Genomic DNA, 22,568 nt, shown 5'->3' on the forward strand with positions numbered 1-22,568 from the left:
TACTGTGGAGTCAGGCAAACGGAAACGTTGGGCTTGAGGTAGTAGGATTCTGGCGTGAATCTGTTATTCATGATGAATCACAAGACTTCACTCCAGAACAGAGAGCCATAATACAGGAGAAAATCGATGCCGTTGAAAGTCGGTTTGGTGATCGCCGATGCCGACTGACCGTGATTGGTCAAAGTGACGAAGCCGATACCTTTATCGAAGCGTTAAATCGCTGTTTCTTAACGGATGAAGAACTGGAACTGTGGAAAAACGGCGGAGAGTTCGATGACCCATGGCCAAAGAAAGTCGCTAAGGTCTAACCGACTCAAGAATCAAAGAACTAAAAAAGCCAGTGATGTTGTCACTGGCTTGTTGTTTTAAAGAAGTGTCCCGTCCTGAGATAAGTTGACACTTTGGAGACTTATCAATGAACTCTTCAAGTAATACAACAACAAAGCGCTCACAGCGAGATTACACAATAGGCTTTAAATTGGCTGTCGTAGCCCAAGTTGAAAAAGGCGAGATGACATACAAACAGGCTCAAGCTCACTATGGCATTCAGGGGCGCAGTACCGTTCTTGTTTGGCTTAGAAAACATGGTAAGTTGGATTGGTCGAAACCAATAGAGCACTCTCCAATGTCTAAATCCAAAGAAACACCTGCTCAAAAGATTAAGCGCCTTGAAAAAGCCCTTGCCAACGCCGAAATGAAAAACATGATTTATGGCGATATGGTTGAGCTTCTTAAAGATGACTACGGAATTGATTTGGAAAAAAAGTACTTAGCCGAACGCTCTGGCTCGCCAAAGAGCAAGGAAAAGTAAAGCTGGCTTCTGCATGCAGACAGTTCAATTTATCTCGACAAGCAGTGTATCAATGGAAACAGCGCCTAGAAGCGCGTGTTGATGAGCTTTTGCCAGTGAAAGGAATGGTGATGTATTGGCGGCAGTACATGCCGCGGGTCGGCACTTGCAAGCTATACCTGCTGATTAAACCTCAGCTTGAGAGGTTAGGGATAAAGCTGGGGCGAGACGGTCTATTTAAGTATTTAAAAAACGAGAATATGTTAGTCAAACCAAGGAAGAACTACACCAAGACAACGAACAGCAGGCATTGGTTAAGAAAACATCCTAACCTGCTAAAAGAAAGAGCAGTTAACCATGTAGAAGAAGTTGTTGTCAGCGACATCACATACGTAAAAACAGATGAAGGTACACACTATCTCTCGTTAGTTACGGACGCTTACTCTCGAAAAATATTGGGCTATGAACTGAGTAATGAAATGAAAGCGAGTGATGTTGTAAAAGCGTTAGACATGACCATCATGAATCGGAAAACAAATGCAGCCACTATCCATCACTCAGACAGAGGTCTACAGTATTGTTCGTCAGAATATCAAGAAAAGTTAAATGCTAACGGCATGGTTCCATCAATGACGGACGGTTATGACTGTTATCAAAACGCTCTTGCAGAACGAGTTAACGGGATACTAAAGAGTGAGTTCTTGCTCTATCAATGCAGTACGATGAAGGAGCTCATAGTGTTAGTAAAAGAGTCGATATCGATATATAACGACTTGAGGCCGCACATGAGCTTGGGGATGAAAACCCCGAGTGAAGTGCATGAAAAAGCCAGCAGGGATTATCTACTGGCTTCATAAAAAAGCGTCAACCTATTTTAGGACTAGACAAAGACTTGAAGGTTCATCCAGCGCGTAGACATAACCAATACCGCGGTAGCTAAGCTTAGATATCGTTATGTCTCGCTCCTTCTTCCGAACTGGATTATGCCTGTTGTAGAAAGCATTATTTTTTGCTCCTAGCAGAGTCCAAACAATCATAGCGTTCTTTTTCTTATCGCAAAAATACGACTTTGCATCTTGAATCAGCGCACTTCCAATTCCCTGATTTTGGGCGCTCGGGCAAACATATAAGCCCATCAGTTCAGCAACATCGTCTTCTTCACTGTATCTGCCTGCTGCATACCCAACAATGGAACCATCTCGCTCGAAAACCTTTGAAAACGCTGACTCTCGCTCTAAGTCTTTCTGCAATTTTGAAGCAAACCAATCAATGGTAAATAAACTGGATACGCTTGGAGAAACCAGTTCTATCAGATCTTTCTGCCATGCATTATGAATCAGCGTCGCAAGTGCGTGAATATCCGTCTTTTTAGCCCTTCGTATCAAATGAAATCCTAGTCAATTTTTAAGCTCATCGTTATCAACGCATTTTCTTCTGACAGAAGAATAAATCCGTGTTTTCGATACAAAGCCACAGCGGGGTTTTCGCTGAATACACGAAGACGAATTTCAGATGAGCCACGCTGCATCGCATGCGCTAGTGCCAGCTTCAGGCTTTCAGACCCAATTCCTTTGCCTTGAAATTCAGAAGACAGCTGAAAGTCTCGAAGGTAAGTAATGTTCTCTTCGTAGGTAAATCGTACAACTCCGACTCGCAGGTCTTCGCTAATTACTTCAAAGTTGTCGTACTCTTCCCAGCTTTTCACAAACAACTCATGGCTCCAATCAATCCCGCGTTTTTGGTAGTAAGGAGCCATATTGGTTTTTGTGAGATCTTCGGCGTAATCTCGATCGCGGGAAGGGGCAAACTTAACTGTCATTACTGTCCTTTGCGTGCAGTGTAAATACTAGGAGTGTTTAGGAGCAAATTTCTTGGTCATTCCATGGCTTCTTGGTGACACCAATCTGTAGCCTAACTTCTGGTAGAATTCCGGCTCGTCGGCAATCATCGAAACATAGGAACCTTCAAGCGCCACAGAAGCGATGTACGCATCAATGTACTGCATGATTTGTTTGCCCAGCCCTTTACCTTGATAACTCGGGTCAACCGCGACATCTACCACTTCAAAGTTGCATGCCCCATCGCCGACGACTCGCCCCATTCCAATAAGTTTGCTTTCGTCTCTAATTGATACTGCATAAAGTGAATTAGGTAGTCCTATTCTGGCGGCTTCCAGTGACTTTGCAGACAAACCCGCGGTAATCCTCATGGCTACAAACTCTTCAGGAGTCGGCGCTTTTTCGACTATTTCTATACTCATAAATTTGCTCATAATTGTTTGAAAAACAAATCTATAACAACTTTTCCATTCGTTCTAGATCCCAGACATTTTCTTTGAAGTGCATGGCTTCTTTTTCAATCGAAACGGTTTCAAACCCAAGCGACTGATACACCTTTTTTGCCCTTTGGTTGTGACTGAATACTGCAAGGCTGAGTTTGTTACAGCCATAATCATTCTTAGCCACATCAGCAAGCATTGTCAGGATAGTTTTTGAAATGCCCTTGCCGCGGAACGAATCCGAAACAAACACCAAACAGATACGGCAGTGCGTTTCTGATTGTCGGTTGAGTTCAACAAAACCGGCTGCCTGATCATCATATTTGATCAAGAAAGGGATAACTTCTGGTTGCTGGCAGTGCTTGCGTAATTGTTCATGAGTAAGCGGATACTGAAAAGTGGGACCAGCCCAAAGGTAAGTAAGCTCTTCTGACACTATCCAATCAGTCAGATGCTCAAAATCATCTTCCGAAAAAGGGACAAGCGCGCAACTTAATTTTTCCATACTGCTTCAAACTCCTGAATTAGAGGAAGGAAGGGAAACTTGAGTAAAACCGTTTCCATCCTCTCCAATATACTCATAAACAGTGGCATCAAATAGCTTTGATTTTATACATTCTTCATCGCGCTGCTGTACATTTTCAGCATCCCATCTTTAGACAGAATTCGATTCAGGAAAACGTAGAACTTATTGTCTAGAAACGGAATCTCTCTAAAACGTCCCTTGAACAAAGCATCCAACCCTTTCTGTGCGACTTTTGCTGGGCTGACTCGGTATTTTGCCGCAAATGTCCCCGAGCCTGAGCTAGACTCGTCTTTGCCATCGAAAGTAAAGAAGCCAGTATCTGTTCGCCCCGGTGACAAACAAGTGATGTTCACACCTTTGCCTTTCATTTCTACGGCTAAGGCTTCAGTAAAACTGGCGACATACGCTTTGCTGGCCGCATACGCTGCCATATAAGGCTGAGGCTGATAAGCAGCGGTAGACGCCACATTCATTAGGTATCCTTTGCCCTGTTTTTCCATTCGTCTGACAAAGTATTCACTCAAGGAAGTCAGCGCTAACACGTTGACCGACACCATTTGCTGTATTTGTGCCGACGTGTGCTCGATATGCGCACCATACAATCCGTAACCTGCATTATTAATGGCAACGTCGATGGAGTTGGAATAAGCTTCAAGCTGTTGAATCACCTGAGCATGCGTAACCGGATCGGACAGGTCAGCACAAATGGTTTGTGTGACGCCTTCAATTTGGCGTTCGAGTTCTGCCAATTTCTGAGGGTTGCGTCCGTGAACGATCAGTGCGTAGCCTTGCTCAGAAAGAGACTTTGCAAATTCGAAACCAATGCCAGATGTTGCGCCTGTGATGAATGCCGTTTTCATAATGTTGACCTCTGTTTTGTCTGTTGAGGTCTTCATCCTAAAGTCTCCCGTATAGGGGAGAGTCAACACCTATTTACCAAAAAATTATTGATTAATATTTTCCAATAGACACTGATTGTAATGTTGAACGCTGATTTCCAGCTCATCCATTTCTTTGAGTCTTTTTTCCAACTCCGCTTTTTTGACAAGAATATCGGTGCGCTTTTTTTGCAGTTCGGCTTTCAGTAAGTCCATCGGCACCAAGCCTTCCTGTGTTTTGGCTTTCGCAATGGTTCGAAGTTCCTCCAAAGTAAACCCTAACCCTTTGGCGGCTTTGATCATGCCTAGCACTTGAATATAACTGTCGTCGTAGACTCGGTATTTGCCATCGCGTTGGGGGGATTTTATCAACGCAATGTCTTCGTAATGTCGAATCGCTTTAACGCTGACTCCGGTCTTTTTCGATAACTCTCCAATATACATTGTGATTTCTCCTCCCTGATGTGTTGCAAGAGTCTAAGGAAATCAAACTAAACAGCCTCTAAATATTGGAGGAATTTACAATGTAAATTAGAAAAACTCGAACGATACGAATACCGCCCGAGTTTCAATCTCAATGAGCTATGAATTCTACTTAGATTTGAATCGACTTCACCATGCCTGCTTCGTAGTGCCCAGCAATGTTGCAGGCAAACTCGACATTGGTGTCACCATGAAAGTGCCACGTCAATTGTTTCGCTTTGCCGGGCTTAACCGTCACAGCACTACCCGTATCGTGAGCATGTGCGCCTTGCTCTTTCATCATGGCGCGATGCTTTTCCTGCTCTGCAAGTGAACCAATCGCAAACTCATGGTCGATCTTTCCAGTGTTGATCACCACAAACTGAACCACATCATTAGGCTCGATATCCACCTCTTTCTTAAACTTGATGGTCATGTCGTCGCTCAAAATAACATGTACTACCTTGTCTGGCTTCGCGCCTTTGGCGGGCATCCCTACATCCGACATGCCTTCCATGTTCATCATATTGGAGTGGTCCATCTTGCTGTGATCCATTTTGGAATGATCCATCTTAGAGTGGTCCATTCCTTGAGCGAAAACGCCGGTTGTTGCCATACCGAGAATCAGTGCAATGATTGATTTTTTCATCTGAATATCCTTCTTTTTTTGAATTTGAATTCAGGGTCAACCAGCGGGTAACCCTGATCTAGAGTTACTCGCGCACTTCGCGTTGTTTCCACAATTTGAAAATGGCAGGGAGCACCAACAAAGTCAGTAACAGTGCCGACGCCATACCGCCAATCATTGGGGCTGCAATGCGCTGCATCACCTCAGAACCCGTGCCATCCCCATACATGATTGGTATCAAACCAATGATTACCGTCAGAACCGTCATCATGACTGGGCGAACACGCAGCCCTGCCCCTTCACGAATGGCGTTGCTCAGGTCGTCTTTCGTCAATGCGGTGTCTGTTTCTGCTGCATCGAGCTTTTTGTAATGCCACGCTTGATTGAGGTAAACCAGCATGATGACCCCAATCTCAACCGCCACCCCTGCCAAAGCGATAAACCCGACCCCAACCGCAATGGAGAAGTTGTAACCGAGGTAGTGCATCAGCCACAAACCGCCAACCATGGCGAGTGGTAATGTCAGCATGATGATCAGCACCTCTCCGACACGTCGGAAGCTGAAGTAGAGCAGCAGCATAATGATGGCAATGGTGATCGGTACGACGACACTCAAGCGCTCTTTCGCTCGCTCCATATATTCGTACTGCCCCGACCAAGCCAGCGAATATCCGGCGGGAAGCGATAACTCGCTAGCCACAACTTGCTGCGCTTCGGCCACATAAGAGCCCAGATCACGACCTTCAATATCGACAAACACCCAGCCGTTGGGGCGAGCATTTTCTGTTTTGATCATTGGGGGGCCATCTTCATAACGAATGTCGGCAACATCGGCGAGGGCAATACGCGCACCGTTTGGTGTGACCAAAGGCAGGTTTTCCAACATCACCACAGAATTACGATACTCCTGTGGGTAGCGAACATTGATCGGATAGCGTTCCAGCCCTTCAATGGTTTCGCCCACGTTCATGCCCCCGACCGCTGTCGAGATCACTTGCTGAACATCTTTAATGCTCAAACCATATCGGGCAGCCGAGCGGCGTTTGATGTCGATGGTGACATAGCGTCCACCCGCTACACGTTCTGCGTAAACGGAAGCGGTGCCGCTAATATCATTCAGGATGGGTTCGAGCTCTGCACCTATGGTTTCAATCACCTTAAGGTCAGGACCCGCTATCTTTATGCCAATCGGGGTTTTGATGCCAGTTGCCAGCATGTCGATGCGGGTTTTGATCGGCATAACCCAAGCGTTGGTTAAGCCAGGGAACTGAACCAGATCATCAAACTCTTTCCGCAAAGACTCAGACGTCACCCCTGCTCGCCATTCCGATTTGGGCTTAAGCTGAATAACGGTTTCAATCATCGTCAGCGGAGCAGGATCGGTAGCGGTTTCAGCCCGTCCAATCTTGCCCCACACAGTGTGCACCTCAGGCACGGTTTTGATCAGCTTGTTGGTCTGCTGCAATATTTCTCGCGCTTTACCAATTGAAATACCGGGATAGGTCGTCGGCATATACATCAAATCGCCTTCATCCAGTGGCGGGATGAACTCGCTGCCCAGTTTACTGGTTGGGTAATAGGCAGAAGCCATCAGCCCAAGCGCTAAGACGATCATAGTTTTAGGAAAACGCAGGCTGATACTGAGCAGCGGCTTGTACAGCGCCACCAGCCCCTTGTTGACCGGATTGCGGTGCTCTGGCAGTACCTTTCCGCGAATGAAGTAGCCCATAAGCACAGGCACCAGCGTAATCGCCAGCCCAGCCGATGCCGCCATGGCATAAGTTTTAGTGAACGCGAGGGGCGAGAACATTTTCCCCTCCTGACCTTCTAAAGCGAACACGGGAACGAAGCTCAATGTGATGATGAGTAGCGAGAAAAACAGGGGGGCGCCCACCTCCTCCGCCGCTTTGCCAATGACTTGCCAGCGGTTCTTATCGGTCAGGGGCGTGCGCTCAATGTGCTTGTGCACGTTCTCGATCATGACGATGGCCCCATCCACCATGGCACCAATGGCGATCGCGATTCCCCCAAGCGACATGATGTTAGCGTTGATACCCTGCCAGTGCATGACCATAAACGCAGCCAGTATCCCAACGGGCAAACTCAGCGCGATAACCAAAGAAGAACGAATGTGGAACAGGAACAAGGCACAGACAATCGCCACCACAATGAACTCTTCTGCCAGTTTCTTCCAAAGGTTTTCCACCGCCGCGTTGATCAGCGTAGAGCGGTCGTACGTCGCCACAATCTCAACGCCCTCAGGCAAACTGCGTTGTAACTCGGTCAGCTTAGTTTTGACTTTGGCAATCACCTCACTGGCGTTCTCACCAAAGCGCATCACGATCACACCGCCTACGGCTTCCCCTTCGCCGTTAAACTCAGAAATACCACGGCGCATTTGGGGTCCGAGATTAATGTCTGCCACATCGCCAAGCAGCAGTGGTGTGCCTTTTTCGGTGACCTTTAACGGCAGCGACTGAATATCTTCAATGCTGCTCAGATAACCCGTGGTACGTACCATGTGTTCAGCTTCGGCTACTTCAATCACCGACGCGCCAGTTTCCTGATTGCCGTTTTGAATCGCCATATTCACTTGCTGCAACGTCAGGTTGTAAGCCCGTAATTTGGCAGGGTCTATCTGGATTTGGTACTGCTTGACCATGCCGCCCACAGTAGCAACTTCCGATACGCCATCGACCGTTTGCAATTCGTATTTCAAGAACCAGTCTTGCAGACTGCGTAGCTGAGCCAGATCGTGCTGACCGGTTTTATCTTGCAGTACGTAACTGTAAACCCAACCGACTCCCGTGGCGTCTGGTCCCAACGTTGGCTTTGCATTCGGAGGCAAATTAGGGGCAACCTGACTGAGGTACTCCAACACCCGCGAACGTGCCCAGTACATGTCGGTATCGTCATTGAAGATGATGTAAACGTACGAATCTCCAAAGAAGGAGTAACCGCGCACGGTTTCGGCTCCGGGCACCGCTAACATGGCGGTTGTCAGCGGATAGGTCACCTGATCTTCCACCACTTGAGGTGCCTGACCGGGGTAACTGGTTTTGATGATCACCTGTACATCTGACAAATCCGGAATCGCATCCACAGGCGTGTTTTTCACACTGTAAAGTCCACCGAGCACCAGAGCTAAGGTAGAAATCAGCACCAAGAATCGGTTACTGATGGACCAGCGAATGATTGCATTTATCATACTCAGCCCTCAGCTTCTATTTGCTTAAGTCGATATTCGCTTCCTTGCTTTTCGACTCGAAATCGAACCTTTTGGGCTTCCTGAAACTCGGTAAGATCAATGCCTTCCTCAACCGTGAAATTCATCTCTCCTGCTTCCCAGTTCCACTCGGCAACGGGTGAATGGCTTAGGGTGATCATCCCGAAATCCGCCATCAATAGAGTGACGTCTCCGGTTAACCAGACTTCACTCGCCAGAACGCTTTCCCCCACTTTGTAGTCCACAATTTCGTATTGACCGGACTCGGTTTTCTGCATTTCAAAATCGATGGCTTGCCCTTTGCCAAGCCCTTTCATTTCCACGTTTTCAGCAAAGGTGAAATTCATCATCATGCCTGGCCAGTTCCACTCCGGTACAGGATGATGATTGATGGTCAGCATCCGGTGTCCTTCCATGACATCGGTGATTTCCCCTTTCGCCCAGACGGTCTCGGCATCTGCCTCCACTCCGTTGATGCGCGCCAGATCGGCGGTTTGGCTCGATTCAGAATCCAGCATGAAATGAGCAGACGTAACAATTCGATCTTCCGGTTTCAGCCCTTGCAGCACTTCCACTTTTTCACCCGCTTCACGCCCGACCTGAATGCGGGCGGAGCGATATTTCCCTTCTCCTTCGGCAAGCACCACTCGGGTCATGCCACCAGAGCGAATCACCGACGATTTAGGAATCGTCAGCACCGATTCTTCGCTGACGGGTTGCAAGGTGATATTGGCGAACATGTTGGGTTTCAAATCACCCTGAGGATTAGGAAATTTCAGTCGGACACGAAGCGTGCGGGTTTTAGGGTCGAGAATCGGGTAGATGTAATCCACCTCACCCTGCCACTCATTACCCGGAACAGAATCCAGAGTCATCTTGGCGTTGCTGCCTGCATTCACCCAGTGTGCCTGACGCTCAAACACTTCAGCATCGACCCACACGTTGTCGAGCGGTCCGGCACTGATCACCGCCTGAGAAGGCGATAAATACCCACCCTCACGAATGTTCAGGCTGGCTATCACGCCATCCGCAGGTGCTTTGGTTTCGATGGTTTGCGACGCTCGACCGCGACGGGTGATGTTTCGGATCTGGCTTCGGTCAACACCCAGTGTCAACAGGCGTTCGGTCGCCCCTTTCACTAAGCCCTTTCGCCCCGTCTGGTAAGCACTGATCAGTTCTTCCTGCGCTTTAACCAGTTCAGGCGAATACAGGGTGAACAGTACGTCTCCCTCGTTGACTTTCTCCCCCACGGCGTTGATGAACAGCTTTTCTACCCAACCAGCAACACGCACATTGGTTTGCCAGAGTTGGCTTTCATCAAAGGCGATGTAACCTACGGTGTCGACTTTTGGTGCCAACGGCTCGCGACTGACCGAGGCGGTTTTCACCCCGAGATTGTTTTCGACCGATGGATCAATCTTGACCGTGCCCGGCTGATCGTTATCGCCATTCAAGTCTTCTGCGTAAACGGGAACAAGGTCCATTCCCATTGGTGATTTCCCCGGTTTGTCTCGTTGGTAATTCGGGTCCATAGGCGCGACCCAGTACAAAGGTTCATTGGAGCTGGCTGCTGGGCTGGCAACAGCACCCATATTGTGGTTTTCACCTGCGACGTAATGATTCACCCCATACCCCAGGGCTCCGCCCACCAAAAGCGCAACGGCGGCAACTTGCATTGTTTTCATTTGTTGTTTCCTTTATTGACTTGAGCGATAGGTGTGCGTGAGCTCAGGCGATTTGACCTGAAACTCAAAGGCGCTGAGCAGAGCCGCGAGATTGCTGTTCACCACATTCAGGTCAGCCAGCAACCGTTGCTGTTCAAGTTGGAGTGCCAGCTCATCGTTAGAGGCGGCAATCACATCGCTGAACTGGGCGGTGTTGTTCTGATAACCCCGCTCTACCGCACGAATCCGCGCGTTGATTTGAGGCATAAGGGAAGACTGGTAACGCGCCAATCGCTGTTGCAGATTGATTCGGTCACTCAGAAGGGTGTTCACCTTGGCGTTCATTTGCTGAAGTAAGGTGTCTCTTTGAAGCTGCGCCGCTCCAACCTGATATTGCGCGGCAGACTTGTTTTTGTCTTGTCGGTTTTCCGTAAATAGCGGAATGTCTAAAGTGAGGTACGCGCTGACCAAATCCGATGCTGGTTCACCTCGCATGTTGTTGGCCTGTCTGTGGGCGTACATCACCTCGATGCCAAACTGTGGCGTGTACGCCTGTTCGGCAATGTCCACCTGCGTTTTACTGACCTGAATCTGGCTGTCTGCCATTTTCACCATTGGGTGCAATCGCAGCGCAGTGTAATGTCTGGAGGCATCAGGCGTTGAATCAAGTACTTGTTCCAGTTTCAGCCAGTTACGCTGATTAGACGCCTCCAGTTTACGCTGCGAAGAAGCGAAACTGTCGAGCCAGCCTGCACCCAGCCACTCGGACATCTGAGCCATCAGACGACGCTGCATTTGTCGGTTGGCTTCGAGTTTTTCGTCCAGCTTAGCCACTTGAAGCTGAGCGTCTAGCAAGTCCTGCGCTTCGCTTTTCCCATTGGAATAGTTGGTTTTGACAAAGCTTTCCAGCTCCGTCATCAGGCGTTTTTTCTCTCTTAGGATTTGCTCCGTTACCTGCTGATACCCAAGCTCAAGCCAAAGGGTGGTCATGCTGTTGGCAATGTCCAGTTCTCTGGCTTCGACCTTAAGGTTCACACCCTGCGCCTGCTGATTGGCTTTTTTCTGGTTGAGCTCTAGGGTTGAACCGCGCTCAAATTGCTGCATGACCCCAACCGACAGGTTGGTCATCGGGTCTTGATCGAACTGAAAACTGTCGATGGGTAAACCGCCAAATCCGACTTTGACTTTTGGGTCCATCAATGTGGCGCTGGCCACGCCCATCTCGCGCATGGCAAGGGACTGAGTGTAGAACTGCTTTCTGGCAGCGTCTTGTTCTATGGCGGCATGAATCAATTGCATCAAGGGTTCATAACGTGCCACTTGAGTCGATCCAGCTTGCTTGGTCGTTATCGATGAAGACTCGGAAGCACCCACCCATAAAGGCGTTGCAGCCAAGCTTACACCAACAACCAGTGCGAGCTTTCTAAATTGTATTGTCACTGTGTATATCCAAAATCTGGGCGCAATGCGCCAATAAATCGGGCTTCATTCAGAAGCGGTGAAATCAGAAAATGGATTCAGTGATTGGGGGTCGGAAAAGGGATTGAGTACGAGAAAGTGCATCACCGATAGTGATGGAAGCAATTGGAGCAAGGGCAAAGTCTGCCACATTCATCGAGCTACGAGTAAGCAAAGGCACAAAAGTGACACCACACACAGCAGCACAACAGGTATGTCCTTCATGGGACGCGGAAGAACAAGCGTCTGACGCGTTGTTTTTGCCGCTTTCCACCATCAATGAATGGATGGGTCTGTCTGGGGAATGCGATTTGTGAGCAGATGGGTTATCTGCCATAGGAGAGGAACTGGCATGACAGGGAGAAACATTACTTTCAATCTGATGTTCCGCCATTGTCATCATCATAACAGGGGCACTGGTGACAAACCCTGAAAACAACAAGGCAACAATGCTGAGCATTGTAATCCAGGTTGTTTTTAATCGTCTGTTCATAGCGCACCTTTAAGTCAATCGCATCCCGACTCTAAACCTTACCCTAGGGGTAAGGTCAACAGATTCTTATAAGGATAGCAGCCTGACTCAACGTCTTGATTTCCTTCCCGGTACTAGCTTGGTTTTGCGAAAGCCAGAATGTGACCATCTATATCCTTGCTGTATCCAACCAGAGCCCCCCAATCCCTTTCTTGAACAGGGCTGAGTTCTGTCGCTCCGTGCTTTAAGCTGCGTTGATGGTATTCAAATGGGTCATCCACAGTCAGATACAACTCGGAATTTGGATTGCCACATGCCTGATCGGGTGAAGTAAGGTGTGAACCTAGCAGTCGGTTTATCCCCTCGTAAGGCATCAATCCAAGTTTCGAACCCTGATCTAATTGAAACTCAGTCATACCGGGAACGTTGAGTACTGGGCTGGACAGGAGAACACGTTCGTAAAATCGGGTGCTTGCTTCCTGATCCAGTACGTAAAAAATGAAATGTGAAATCATAGCCTCTCCAACTTAAACAATGCCACCTGTTAAAACCAAGTCACATTGTCTCATTGGAGAACCTCTCAGAAAGTTACTGAGCGGTCATTTACGGAGAAAAGATAAATCTTTCACATACTCTATCTAACGTCTGAGACGCGGGATTATTAAGTCCGAACTCGCTCAAACTCTGCCCATGCTTTTTCAAACGCCTCAAAATCGAAGTCGTCCTGTTTAGTGGCTTTCAAAACGATTTGCTCGTTAGCCAGCAAGGTGGTGATCGCGGTTTCTAAGCCAGGTAAAACCTCATTTGGAATCACCAGTGCGCCGTGGCGATCCGCATGAATCAGCTCGCCCGGTTCCACAGTTAACCCCATTACACTGACAGGCTGGTCGATGGATTTTACGTGCACAAACCCATGGCTTGGACCAATAGAACCCGCGAGCACAGGGAAATTTTCCGGCAGGTCATCAAGATCGCGCATCACACCGTTTGTGACCACGCCACTCATCCCAAACCCTTTATGAATATTGGTGTTCAGCTCTCCCCAATAAGCACCAATCGCATTGGGGAAATCGATATCCTCTATCACAGCAACAGAAGGGAATGGGGACTCCGACATATAACGATAATACGTCATGCGCCTTTCCCGAATCACATCGGCGGGTTCCTGAGCCGGTTCTAGCGCAGCAATTTGGGCTGTTTTCGCATAACCCACCATTGCCCCGCACCTAGTGTCTGAAATCAGCATGGTCTGCTTGGTAAAGCGGTCGAATCCGCGTTTACCCTGTGCCACTTCGATGGCATTGCACACCGTTGGCGTATCTACACGTTGTAATAGCTTTAATAAAGACTCGTTCATGATTCTAACCACGCGCGCAAAGCGGCGTTTGTCGCCTCCGGTTGCTCTAAAGTTGTCAGATGCCCCGCTTTGGGGATCAGGGCAAGTGTGGCATGAGGAATTAGCGCTTTCATGCATTCGTGTCTGTCTAACGGGCAGAGTTGATCGTCTTCCCCAGCCAGAATCAGGGTAGGCTGAATGACGGTGGTCAGCGTTTGTTGCTGATCAGGGCGATCCCGCAATGCCAGCGACTGACGAACAAACACTTCGTTCCCCAGCTCATTTGCCATATCCAGGCAAAGCTTGTCGATACTGGGATTGGGGAAATCTCGGTGGCAATATCTTGGGATCATCTCCTCACTCATCACTTTCAGCATCTCGCCTTTTGCAACGCGATCCAGTTGCCTTGCTCGCCCTTGTTTCACTTCGTCCAGCTCTGCCCGGGGATTCGTGTCTAGTAACGCCAGACGCTCAATGCGCTCGGGCTGCTGCCTGAAGACTTCCATGGCAACGATGCCACCCATCGACAATCCCGCCAGCGCGAAAGTGGAAGGCGCTTTTTCAAGCACCTTCTTCGCCAGTTCTTGCATGCTGTCAGCTTGCGTTACAGGCAAAACAATAACCTGTCGCTCAGAGCTGAACTCCGCCACCTGAGCGTCAAACAACCGCTCGTCGCACATCATGCCGGGCAGCAATACCAGCGGTGTATTCATCGTTTGGGAGTCCATGTTGGTCCGGCACTATCGAGTGTCTTGCTGATTCGGTACAAACTTGCGTCGCCAGACGCAGTCACCGAAAGTGAGTAGTCACTACCAGCTGGCATCCAGATGGTGTCACCCGGATTTAAAGTGACGGCGTCTTGCCCCCACTGAACTTGCCAATGACCGTACATCACCATCAAAACCTGATCCTGCTCTGCGTGATACGACCTGGCTTGTGGCGTATTGTGGTTAAAGAAATCGACTTCAAAACCCGGCTTATCGACGATAAGGGCATTTTCACCGATCACACTGCATGGCTTATCGTTCGCCAGAGCCATCATGTCGAGGTAGCGTGCCACGTATTTCGGGACAACTTCGCTAACACTTGGCTGACCAATCTGGTCAAGTTCTTCTTGAGTCAGCATAGGCATCTCTTTCACGCCTTCAGGGAGGTTCTCCCCTTTTTTGGTGTCGTAGAGCCTGCCGGTTTCACTCAGTTTTAAACCATGCGCGACTGCATCTCTTAACACCTGAGGTGCCCATACAACGCCACCACCGGCATCATCGCCGCCCAGAATGGACATGATCATGCCGTAATCAGTTCCTACGTTTTCAAAACCGCGGAAAACGTGTGTTGGGATATTAAAGATGTCGCCTTCCGATAACGTCACTTCTCCGGCTTTACCATCGTGCCCCCAGAAGAAACGCCAGCGACCTTTCAACACGAAAAAGACTTCTGCCGTGTGGTGATAATGCAATGAGTTAAAGCACTTTGGCGGTTGACCTGCTGCTCCAATATTGAAGCCCGGCGTGGCAGTAATATGTACATGCTGGTCAGGGCTCTCCGAGACTCCCCCGCCAATAATCGTGAAGTTTTCTTTTTGTGATGAACCGGGTGTATGAGCATCAATAAATGCTGTGCGACAGGGTTTGAGTTCCCCAAATCGCACCCATTGTGGGCTTTCCATTCTCGTTATCTCCTTTGGATTCCAACACGCGGACAAGTACTAAGCCGTCTTGCATCCGTCATGTCAGCAATAAGCGAAATTCATCGGGTTGAGCGGCTTGAACACCCAATCCCGATCATGCAACTCACTAGACTGAGTTACCCTGTATGCAGAGCGATTTGTTTCCAGACGGAGGTCTCGTCAAATACAACAAACTCGCGTCGAATGCCCCAAGGGCCAAACTCGACATGAGCGGCTGCCATGACATAAACGTCTGCCCCCGTTGGTGCGCCAAATCGCCCCCACCCATCATGCTTTCCTTGTAATGAGAACCGAATGGCGGCTCTCGGTGGCATCATTGGATCTTCGCGTCCAATTTGGTGTTCTATGGTAAATTCTGCGTTCGGGAAGCTGGCTCGTAACCCTTGCCAGAAGGCTTCAATCCCAGCCCAAGAGTGGATGGTTTCACCACATGGGTATTCACCCGTACAAGCACGATCGTATTCATTTCGAATGCAGGCAATATCGGCATTCATAATGCGCTTGAGCACTTCGGCGTACTGTTTGCCGTAGGCGTTGTCGTTTCCTGTGCCTTGGTACGGTCCTTTCTTGTCTTGTTCCGGAGTAAAGGGCACTGTGCACGTTTGCGCTCCCCCTTCATTTTCGATCTGAGTGAGAGCATATTGTTTTGGCTCCCAGCCCATCTGTTTAACGATGGCACCCAGATCCCGAATCAGCCATTCGTCATTGATCTGATTGTTGATGGCGTGGCAATCGGCGATCACTCGGTACTTGAGCGGTGCGCCCGTGGCGTTACCGAAAATGCCGTCTCCTAAATGTGTCGCTGTAGAAAGAATTCGATGCGAGGACAACATGCCCGTTTCAGGCGTGCCACTCCATATCACGTCTTCCCCCAGCAGTTGCCTGTCTGGAAATTCATGTAATGTCGATAAGGTGGCAGCAATGACCCCTTCATTTCCCACTGAAATACTGGCAGGTGTGCGAACGATAATATCGGGTGAGTAGTAATGCTCTAGCGTCGCAATCTCTCTGTCTTCCCAAATCTCTTTGGTGATGGACAGAATGTAATCGGGGAAGTCCTGAAACTTGCTGTCGAATCCTTTCATCATCTAGTTAATGTCCTTTGGCAATTTGGCTGAGCCTCGGATCACGAGCGGCGATCCGATGGCAATTTTCTGCGGTGACGCGCTGTCACCATCAATTTGTTGAAGCAAAATTCGTATGGTTTCACTGACCATAGCGTCCGCTTGCTGGCTCAGTGTGGTCAGGTTATAACTCGGCCAGCTTGCCGCAGGAACGTTGTCGTACCCCACGACGGACACGTCCTCTGGCACCTTGATGTTCAACTCGAAGCGCAAGGTGTCCATAACCGCAAGTGCCATGTGATCATTGGCGATAAACAGCGCATCAGGCGGATCGTTTCGGAACATCTTTCGGGTAGCCTCTTTGGCTTTTTCCATCGAAAAATCCCCGACTTCTCTGGCATGTAGCTCAAACCCCTCTTGCGATAAACCGGCTTTGAAGCCCAGTTCGCGATCGCGCTGAGTAGACGCGCCTTCCCAACCGGCAATGTAGCCGAATTTCTTATGACCACCCCGAATCAGGAACTGAGCGGCTTTCAGACCACCAACAAAGTTGTCTGAGGTCACCGCAGAAAAATCCCCTTCTTCCTGAGAACGGTTGAACAACACAATAGGTACGTTGGCCTGGCGGCACCGTTCGGCGAGCTCTGAAGTCATGGCGACCGAAGCCGCGATAATGCCATCGACCTGATAATCCAGAATCTCTTCCACCACAGAATCGATGGAGTCTGCTGTCTTGGATGCCATAAACATCAGAACGTGGTAGCCCTGTTCTTGCAGAGAATTGGAGAGTTTTTCTAACGCATCGGGGTAAAACTGGTTATCCAGATACGCCACAATTAAACCTATGATTCGGCTCTTGCCTGATACCATGGCACGTGCCAGCGAATTGGGGCGATACCCAAGCTCATCCGCGGCTTTCTTCACTTTGTCCATGGTTTTCTGTGATACCGATGCACCGGGCGTGAATACGCGGCTCACCGCAGATTGGCTTACACCAGCGTGTTTGGCGACATCGGTTGAGGTAACTTTTTCATTTGCCATTATTCTGCTGTCCAACCTCCGTCCACACGTAACGAAGTGCCGGTGATCATGGCGGACGCGTCACTGGCGAGAAACACCACCGCGCCCATCACATCTTCGACTTCTCCCACTCTTCCAATGTGGATTTTGCTCTCAATCCACGCTCGGAGATCAGGGTTTTCAAACGTGCTTTTTGTTAATTCGGTTTTGATGAAAGTCGGGCAAATGGTATTGACCCGAACCTGGTGCTTGCCCCATTCGATGGCCATGGCTTTGGTAAAGCCTTCAACCGCGTGCTTTGAGGCACAGTAGACAGCGCGCTCCAGCCCACCAACGTGCGCCATCTGGCTTGATATGGTGATAAGGCTTCCACCTCGGTTGGTATCAATCAGCTTTTTCGCCACTGCCTGGCATAAGAAATATGCCCCTTTCACGTTCACATTCATCACGGCGTCGTAGTCGTCAGGCTGAGTCGATAACGCATCGGAATGGCGAGCTAACCCAGCGGAGTTCACCAACACATCAAACGCTTCTTGCTGATGGATCAGTGCCTGAGTACCTTCAATATCTGCAACATCCATTTGCAGGACATCGACCTGCCATTGCTGGCGTTCAAACTGCTGCTTAGCGTCTTCAAGCAAATCCGCTCTGCGCGCTGCAAGCGTAACGTGAGCCCCAGCTTCTGCTAATGCAGCAGCGCACCCCAGTCCAATGCCCGACGATGCGCCACAAATCAAAGCTCGCTTACCTGTTAAATCGAATCCGGGTGAAGTTGGAAGAATTTTCATATCACATTCCCTGTGGTAGTTGGATGTCGCCAATCACACGAGCTTTATTGAATTCTTTCATTCTGGCAATTACATCAATACCGAGTTGTGAATAGGCGTCGATTAAGTCCACCAGTACCCAGTTTTCCCGAATTTTTCCGTCTTCCAGTCGCCAGAAGTCCAGACTGCGTAGGGTGATTTTCTTTCCAGATGGGACGATGCCTAGCCAGCCGCCGTGCGTCAGTGTCTGACACATATTGGGCCAGCCTGTTACCGCGACATATTCACCAGAGGCAAAAAAGTGTGCGTCGATTTCTTCTTCATGCTGACCGCGATCTGGCATGGCATTGAGAAACGGTATTTGATGCCAGTGTCGAAAGCCCGCAATGCCCCGACAGGTGCCGATGCCAGCTGGACCATACCAGCTCAGGTTTTGGTGCCAGAATCGATCCAGCGCCATCACTTCTGGTCCACCCTGACTCGGATAACGCTGCAAGTGCTCCAGCATATCCAAAACGTGTTGGCGGCTAGCCTTTGATTTCTGCGATTTTTCTGATTTCCGCAAAGGGAGGCTCCATGTATTGTCGATACCGTCGCAGGTTGCAGGTGCTGGCACTAAACCTTCTCGCCCTAATGACGGCACCAGCGGCCAGGCGTTGGCTTGCATCATGAGTTCTGGAATGTCCCAGATGATTTGCGCTTCGACGATGGCATCGTCTTCCATCCGGTAAAATTCGTGGAACCGCATATGGGCAAAGTGCCCGGTAGCCGGAATGTCCAGCCAAGGTTTGATAAAGGTGCCGCAGTAATAACCGGCACACCCTATCCACCCATTTTGGTCGGCATCTATGCCCGAGATAACAATGTAATCACGTCGCTCCAGATCCGGCATCGCATCAGCAAGTGAAGTAACACAAGCATCGAACCAGTCCGCAGGCGAATGGTAATCCCCAAATGGCGCGCACATGTGAAACGTGGCGTCGGAAGCAAAAACAGAGCCCACCTGCATTCGGGCTAAGGCGATGTCTCCCTTATAAAGAGACTGTCGCCATTGTGCTAGCAGGCTGAATAACTGTTCTGCTGCATGCTGGGAATCTGACATTGCCACCTCCATCAGTCGTTACTGAGCCGGTTGTCCGTAGGGCACGTCTTTATTGCCGTAGCGACGCACTCGCAAGTTGCACTGTTCGGCATGACCAACAAACCCTTCCAGAATACAAAGCCGCGAACCGTATTCACCTATTTGAGTGGCGGCTTCATCGGTTGTTACTTTTTGGTAGCTGTGGGTTTTCAGGTATTTACCTACCCACAGCCCACCAGTGTAGCGTCCCGCTTTTTGGGTTGGCAGAGTGTGGTTGGTGCCAATCACCTTGTCGCCGTTGGCAACATTGGTTCTTGCTCCCAAGAACAAACCACCGTAGCAGGTCATGTTTTCTAGGAACCAGTCGTCGCGATCCGTCATCACTTGCACGTGCTCGTACGCTTTGTCTTCCGAGACTTGCAGCATTTCTTCGTAACTTTCGCAGAGAATGATTTCACCGTAATCTTCCCAGCTGGCAGACGCGGTTTCCGCCGTCGGCAGAATCTTAAGGATGCGTTCAATTTCAGCCATGGTGTCTTCTGCCAGTTTTCGGCTGTTGGTCACCAAAGCCGCGGGGGAGTTAAAACCGTGCTCCGCCTGACCTAACAAGTCTGTGGCACACATTTCTGCATCGACGGTGTCGTCGGCAATCACCATGGTTTCGGTTGGTCCGGCAAACAGGTCGATGCCCACTCGCCCGAAAAGTTGGCGCTTGGCTTCTGCCACAAAGGCATTGCCGGGGCCTACCAACAGGTGAACAGGGTCGATGGTGTCGGTGCCAATCGCCATGGCGCCTACAGCCTGAATGCCACCAATCACGTAAATTTCATCGGCACCACCGATGTGCATAGCCGCTACAACCGCTGGGTTCGGCTCCCCTTTAAAAGGAGGAGTACAGGCAACAATGCGCGGAACCCCTGCCACTTTGGCAGTGGCTACCGACATGTGCGCCGAAGCCACCATGGGGAATTTGCCACCAGGGACATAGCAGCCAACACTTTGCACCGGAATATGCTTGTGACCTAATATCACACCGGGCAGCGTCTCCACTTCGATATCTTGCATGGAATCGCGCTGTGCTTTGGCAAAATTAACTACTTGGTCGTGTGCAAATTGAATATCCGCCAAATCCCGCTCAGGCACTTTGGCAATCAGAGCTTGGATCTGTTCTTCAGAGAGTCGGAATGAGTCTGGGGAATAGCTATCGAATTTATCCGACAGTTCACGTACCGCTTTGTCGCCTTCGCGTTCGATGTACGCCAGTGTATCGGCGACCACAGATGCAACCTTGGCGTTATCTGACGCTTTGTCCTGCTCTGGTTTGCTGCTTTTTAAATATTCAATTGTCATGATTTCCATTCATCCTGTTTGATTGCTTCTATCGCTGTGGTCTTGGTGGGGTTCGTTCGCCCCGGTCATAGGCTTCCCAGCCTTCACCGTTGAAGACGTCCACCCCTAACTGCGCAAGTACATGGGGAAAGTCCACCATGACCCAGTTGTCGACAATTTTTCCGTCCTGCACTTTCCAGAAATCCATATAGCGGATTTCCACTTTTTTCCCTGTAGGGGCAACGCCCATAAACTCGCCGCTGTGGGTGGCTTCCTGTCGACCAAATGCTGCTGCCCATTCCCCCATATACAAACGCGCTTCATCGACACACGATTTGTCGGAAAATGCCGCTTGAAAAGGTCGCTGCCAGTTTTCCTGAAACTCTTGCAGCCCGTTTTTCCTGCCACATCCTTGATTGCCTAACCAACGAAACTGCTGAGAGAAAAACTGACCTATGTCGTCAATTCGGTGATCGTTTAACCCGTCAACCATGCCTTCGATCACCGCTCGGGTTTCGTCGGTTTTGCTCATATCGGTATCGCGGGATAATTCAGCTTGCTGAGGTCTTGAACCTTTCATGATGCCTCCGCCAAAACAGGGGAAATTCGCGCTCCGGTCTGTGCATCAAACAGGTGACATGAAGCAATGGGAATGTGTGCCGAAAAGGGCTGACCAATATCGATTCTGAAATCTTTGTCCGCCTTGATTGCGACAAACGCATGACCAACTTTGGCGGTGATCATGGTGGCGTCACCCAGAAGCTCCATGGAATACACATCAGCCTGAACCTGAGCAGACTCCCCGCTCAAACTGGCGTCCTCCGCTCTGAAACCTAATGTGACCTTGCCAGACAACGAAGCATCCAGACCAGAAATGGTGATCCCCTCAGCTTCGAATGTGCCGTCGGTAATCGTACCTTCCACTAAGTTCATTGCCGGGGAGCCAATAAAGCTCGCCACAAAGGTATTGGCAGGGTTGTTGTAAATCTCGGTTGGGGAACCCACTTGCTGAACCACCCCTTTGTTCATGACAACAACACGATCGGCCAGAGTCATGGCTTCGATTTGATCGTGCGTCACGTAAATCGTGGTGACTTTGAGCTCGTGTGTCAGGTTCTTGATTTGCGCGCGGGTCGAGACACGCAATTTTGCGTCGAGGTTAGATAAGGGTTCATCCATTAAAAAGACATTCGGCTCACGCACAATCGCCCGAGCCAAAGCCACACGCTGGCGCTGACCGCCAGACAGCTCTGAAGGTTTGCGATGCAAGAACTCATTTAGCTCGACCATCTCTGCGGCTTTCATGACCTTTTCATCGTGAGTTTCTGGGTCGATCTTACGTACCTTGAGCGGAAACCGGATGTTTTCATACACCGTCATATTCGGATACAACGCATAGCTCTGGAACACCATGGCGACGTCTCGATCCTTTGGTTCAAGCTCGTTCACCACTTTTCCGTCAATCAGAATTTCGCCATCAGAAACGCTTTCAAGCCCTGCGATGATTCTCATGGTGGTGGTTTTTCCACAACCGGAGGGACCAAGCAAAACCAGGAACTCCTGATCGGAGATCGTCAAATCAAAGTCGTTGACCCCGATAAATCCGCCCCAACGCTTATTGACGTGTCGTAGTTGTATTTCCGCCATGAAATGTCCTTTTTCAAATTTTGGGTACGTATTCAAAATTATCAGACGACTTTTTAATCAACAAGGTCACAATTTAAGCAAATTAGAAGATGATCACACTAATAACAATTCAATCAAAAAGTGTGAAAAACCGGATATTTTCAATAATTCAAAGAGTTACAGCGATACTCAAAACACTTAGAAATTAAAATAAATTATTTAAATTCATAAAGTTAAATAAATAAATACAATTTATTCACAAATAAAATACAA

22 protein-coding genes and 2 pseudogenes are annotated in these 22,568 nt (G+C 49.2%); 2 read left to right on the plus strand and 22 right to left on the minus strand.

From position 1 onward, the window contains the following. Positions 1-308, plus strand: a pseudogene (locus RH89_RS15195) (cobalamin biosynthesis protein CobW); the annotation flags it as partial. A gap of 107 nt (positions 309-415) precedes the next feature. Further along, a protein-coding gene (locus RH89_RS15205) for an IS3 family transposase (protein WP_086027444.1) occupies positions 416-1,647 on the plus strand; the annotation gives its coding sequence in 2 pieces (ribosomal slippage) (positions 416-758 and positions 758-1,647; 1,233 coding nt in all). Between the two features lie 12 nt (positions 1,648-1,659). Here the strand turns inward: RH89_RS15205 and RH89_RS15210 are convergent. The 22 genes and pseudogenes from RH89_RS15210 to RH89_RS15315 all read right to left on the minus strand — a co-directional run bounded on the left by RH89_RS15210 (position 1,660) and on the right by RH89_RS15315 (position 22,316). Next, entirely contained in the window at positions 1,660-2,175 is a 516-nt protein-coding gene (locus RH89_RS15210) for a GNAT family N-acetyltransferase (RefSeq protein WP_004403754.1), read from the minus strand. A gap of 8 nt (positions 2,176-2,183) precedes the next feature. After that, a pseudogene (locus RH89_RS15215) lies at positions 2,184-2,612 on the minus strand (GNAT family N-acetyltransferase); the annotation flags it as partial. A gap of 24 nt (positions 2,613-2,636) precedes the next feature. Beyond that, a complete protein-coding gene (locus RH89_RS15220) occupies positions 2,637-3,050 on the minus strand; it encodes a GNAT family N-acetyltransferase (RefSeq protein WP_004403756.1) in 414 nt (137 codons plus the stop codon). A 31-nt stretch (positions 3,051-3,081) separates the two neighbouring features. Further along, a complete protein-coding gene (locus RH89_RS15225; protein WP_004403758.1) occupies positions 3,082-3,573 on the minus strand; it encodes a GNAT family N-acetyltransferase in 492 nt (163 codons plus the stop codon). A 104-nt stretch (positions 3,574-3,677) separates the two neighbouring features. Continuing rightward, complete coding sequence (locus RH89_RS15230; RefSeq protein ID WP_004403766.1) at positions 3,678-4,490, minus strand: SDR family NAD(P)-dependent oxidoreductase; 813 nt, start codon at positions 4,488-4,490, stop codon at positions 3,678-3,680. A gap of 48 nt (positions 4,491-4,538) precedes the next feature. Then, positions 4,539-4,916, minus strand: coding sequence for a MerR family transcriptional regulator (locus RH89_RS15235; protein ID WP_004403769.1), 378 nt, complete (start codon positions 4,914-4,916; stop codon positions 4,539-4,541). A gap of 151 nt (positions 4,917-5,067) precedes the next feature. Beyond that, a complete protein-coding gene (gene copI / locus RH89_RS15240) occupies positions 5,068-5,583 on the minus strand; it encodes a copper-resistant cuproprotein CopI (RefSeq protein WP_004403771.1) in 516 nt (171 codons plus the stop codon). Between the two features lie 64 nt (positions 5,584-5,647). Continuing rightward, positions 5,648-8,770 (minus strand): efflux RND transporter permease subunit, encoded by a 3,123-nt coding sequence (locus RH89_RS15245; RefSeq protein ID WP_004403774.1) that lies wholly within the window; start codon positions 8,768-8,770, stop codon positions 5,648-5,650. Positions 8,771-8,772: 2 nt separating this feature from the next. Beyond that, positions 8,773-10,473, minus strand: coding sequence for an efflux RND transporter periplasmic adaptor subunit (locus tag RH89_RS15250; RefSeq protein ID WP_004403777.1), 1,701 nt, complete (start codon positions 10,471-10,473; stop codon positions 8,773-8,775). 12 nt (positions 10,474-10,485) lie between these two features. Next, a complete protein-coding gene (locus RH89_RS15255) occupies positions 10,486-11,892 on the minus strand; it encodes a TolC family protein (protein ID WP_004403782.1) in 1,407 nt (468 codons plus the stop codon). A gap of 64 nt (positions 11,893-11,956) precedes the next feature. Further along, a complete protein-coding gene (locus RH89_RS28765; protein ID WP_050811544.1) occupies positions 11,957-12,403 on the minus strand; it encodes a hypothetical protein in 447 nt (148 codons plus the stop codon). A gap of 113 nt (positions 12,404-12,516) precedes the next feature. Next, on the minus strand, positions 12,517-12,897 hold the full coding sequence (locus tag RH89_RS15265; protein WP_004403788.1) for a VOC family protein: 381 nt from the start codon (positions 12,895-12,897) through the stop codon (positions 12,517-12,519). Between the two features lie 146 nt (positions 12,898-13,043). Continuing rightward, complete coding sequence (locus RH89_RS15270; protein ID WP_004403794.1) at positions 13,044-13,739, minus strand: RraA family protein; 696 nt, start codon at positions 13,737-13,739, stop codon at positions 13,044-13,046. After that, complete coding sequence (locus tag RH89_RS15275) at positions 13,736-14,446, minus strand: alpha/beta fold hydrolase (RefSeq protein WP_244410423.1); 711 nt, start codon at positions 14,444-14,446, stop codon at positions 13,736-13,738. Before RH89_RS15275 ends, RH89_RS15270 begins: the two co-directional genes overlap by 4 nt. Next, positions 14,428-15,387, minus strand: a complete 960-nt coding sequence (locus RH89_RS15280; RefSeq protein ID WP_004403799.1) for a cupin domain-containing protein — start codon at positions 15,385-15,387, stop codon at positions 14,428-14,430. The genes RH89_RS15275 and RH89_RS15280 overlap by 19 nt, the downstream gene beginning before the upstream one ends. Before the next feature lie 137 nt (positions 15,388-15,524). Beyond that, positions 15,525-16,493, minus strand: coding sequence for a nuclear transport factor 2 family protein (locus tag RH89_RS15285; RefSeq protein WP_038146283.1), 969 nt, complete (start codon positions 16,491-16,493; stop codon positions 15,525-15,527). A gap of 3 nt (positions 16,494-16,496) precedes the next feature. Further along, entirely contained in the window at positions 16,497-17,513 is a 1,017-nt protein-coding gene (locus RH89_RS15290) for a LacI family DNA-binding transcriptional regulator (protein ID WP_004403802.1), read from the minus strand. Beyond that, a complete protein-coding gene (locus RH89_RS15295) occupies positions 17,513-18,280 on the minus strand; it encodes an SDR family NAD(P)-dependent oxidoreductase (RefSeq protein ID WP_004403805.1) in 768 nt (255 codons plus the stop codon). Before RH89_RS15295 ends, RH89_RS15290 begins: the two co-directional genes overlap by 1 nt. 1 nt (position 18,281) lies before the next feature. Further along, the gene (locus RH89_RS15300; RefSeq protein ID WP_004403807.1) at positions 18,282-19,361 is read right to left on the minus strand and encodes an ester cyclase; all 1,080 of its coding nucleotides are present in this window, start codon (positions 19,359-19,361) and stop codon (positions 18,282-18,284) included. Between the two features lie 18 nt (positions 19,362-19,379). After that, positions 19,380-20,690: a histidinol dehydrogenase gene (gene hisD / locus RH89_RS15305; RefSeq protein ID WP_004403808.1), complete on the minus strand. Its 1,311-nt coding sequence runs from the start codon at positions 20,688-20,690 to the stop codon at positions 19,380-19,382. A gap of 28 nt (positions 20,691-20,718) precedes the next feature. Beyond that, positions 20,719-21,249 (minus strand): ester cyclase, encoded by a 531-nt coding sequence (locus RH89_RS15310; protein WP_004403813.1) that lies wholly within the window; start codon positions 21,247-21,249, stop codon positions 20,719-20,721. Continuing rightward, a complete protein-coding gene (locus tag RH89_RS15315; protein ID WP_004403815.1) occupies positions 21,246-22,316 on the minus strand; it encodes an ABC transporter ATP-binding protein in 1,071 nt (356 codons plus the stop codon). The genes RH89_RS15310 and RH89_RS15315 overlap by 4 nt, the downstream gene beginning before the upstream one ends. Between the last annotated feature and the right edge of the window lie 252 nt (positions 22,317-22,568).

It is taken from the genome of Vibrio nigripulchritudo ATCC 27043 (genome assembly GCF_000222685.1).
Taxonomy (GTDB): domain Bacteria; phylum Pseudomonadota; class Gammaproteobacteria; order Enterobacterales; family Vibrionaceae; genus Vibrio; species Vibrio nigripulchritudo.

What these genes read in the sequence shown, in the direction of transcription:
- RH89_RS15220 (WP_004403756.1), bottom strand. Translation starts at nt 3,050, where the DNA reads ATGAGTATAGAAATAGTCGAAAAAGCGCCGACTCCTGAAGAGTTTGTA.
- RH89_RS15225 (WP_004403758.1), bottom strand. Translation starts at nt 3,573, where the DNA reads ATGGAAAAATTAAGTTGCGCGCTTGTCCCTTTTTCGGAAGATGATTTT.
- RH89_RS15230 (WP_004403766.1), bottom strand. Translation starts at nt 4,490, where the DNA reads ATGAAGACCTCAACAGACAAAACAGAGGTCAACATTATGAAAACGGCA.
- RH89_RS15235 (WP_004403769.1), bottom strand. Translation starts at nt 4,916, where the DNA reads ATGTATATTGGAGAGTTATCGAAAAAGACCGGAGTCAGCGTTAAAGCG.
- copI (WP_004403771.1), bottom strand. Translation starts at nt 5,583, where the DNA reads ATGAAAAAATCAATCATTGCACTGATTCTCGGTATGGCAACAACCGGC.
- RH89_RS15245 (WP_004403774.1), bottom strand. Translation starts at nt 8,770, where the DNA reads ATGATAAATGCAATCATTCGCTGGTCCATCAGTAACCGATTCTTGGTG.
- RH89_RS15250 (WP_004403777.1), bottom strand. Translation starts at nt 10,473, where the DNA reads ATGAAAACAATGCAAGTTGCCGCCGTTGCGCTTTTGGTGGGCGGAGCC.
- RH89_RS28765 (WP_050811544.1), bottom strand. Translation starts at nt 12,403, where the DNA reads ATGAACAGACGATTAAAAACAACCTGGATTACAATGCTCAGCATTGTT.
- RH89_RS15265 (WP_004403788.1), bottom strand. Translation starts at nt 12,897, where the DNA reads ATGATTTCACATTTCATTTTTTACGTACTGGATCAGGAAGCAAGCACC.
- RH89_RS15270 (WP_004403794.1), bottom strand. Translation starts at nt 13,739, where the DNA reads ATGAACGAGTCTTTATTAAAGCTATTACAACGTGTAGATACGCCAACG.
- RH89_RS15275 (WP_244410423.1), bottom strand. Translation starts at nt 14,446, where the DNA reads ATGGACTCCCAAACGATGAATACACCGCTGGTATTGCTGCCCGGCATG.
- RH89_RS15280 (WP_004403799.1), bottom strand. Translation starts at nt 15,387, where the DNA reads ATGGAAAGCCCACAATGGGTGCGATTTGGGGAACTCAAACCCTGTCGC.
- RH89_RS15285 (WP_038146283.1), bottom strand. Translation starts at nt 16,493, where the DNA reads ATGAAAGGATTCGACAGCAAGTTTCAGGACTTCCCCGATTACATTCTG.
- RH89_RS15290 (WP_004403802.1), bottom strand. Translation starts at nt 17,513, where the DNA reads ATGGCAAATGAAAAAGTTACCTCAACCGATGTCGCCAAACACGCTGGT.
- RH89_RS15295 (WP_004403805.1), bottom strand. Translation starts at nt 18,280, where the DNA reads ATGAAAATTCTTCCAACTTCACCCGGATTCGATTTAACAGGTAAGCGA.
- RH89_RS15300 (WP_004403807.1), bottom strand. Translation starts at nt 19,361, where the DNA reads ATGTCAGATTCCCAGCATGCAGCAGAACAGTTATTCAGCCTGCTAGCA.
- hisD (WP_004403808.1), bottom strand. Translation starts at nt 20,690, where the DNA reads ATGACAATTGAATATTTAAAAAGCAGCAAACCAGAGCAGGACAAAGCG.
- RH89_RS15310 (WP_004403813.1), bottom strand. Translation starts at nt 21,249, where the DNA reads ATGAAAGGTTCAAGACCTCAGCAAGCTGAATTATCCCGCGATACCGAT.
- RH89_RS15315 (WP_004403815.1), bottom strand. Translation starts at nt 22,316, where the DNA reads ATGGCGGAAATACAACTACGACACGTCAATAAGCGTTGGGGCGGATTT.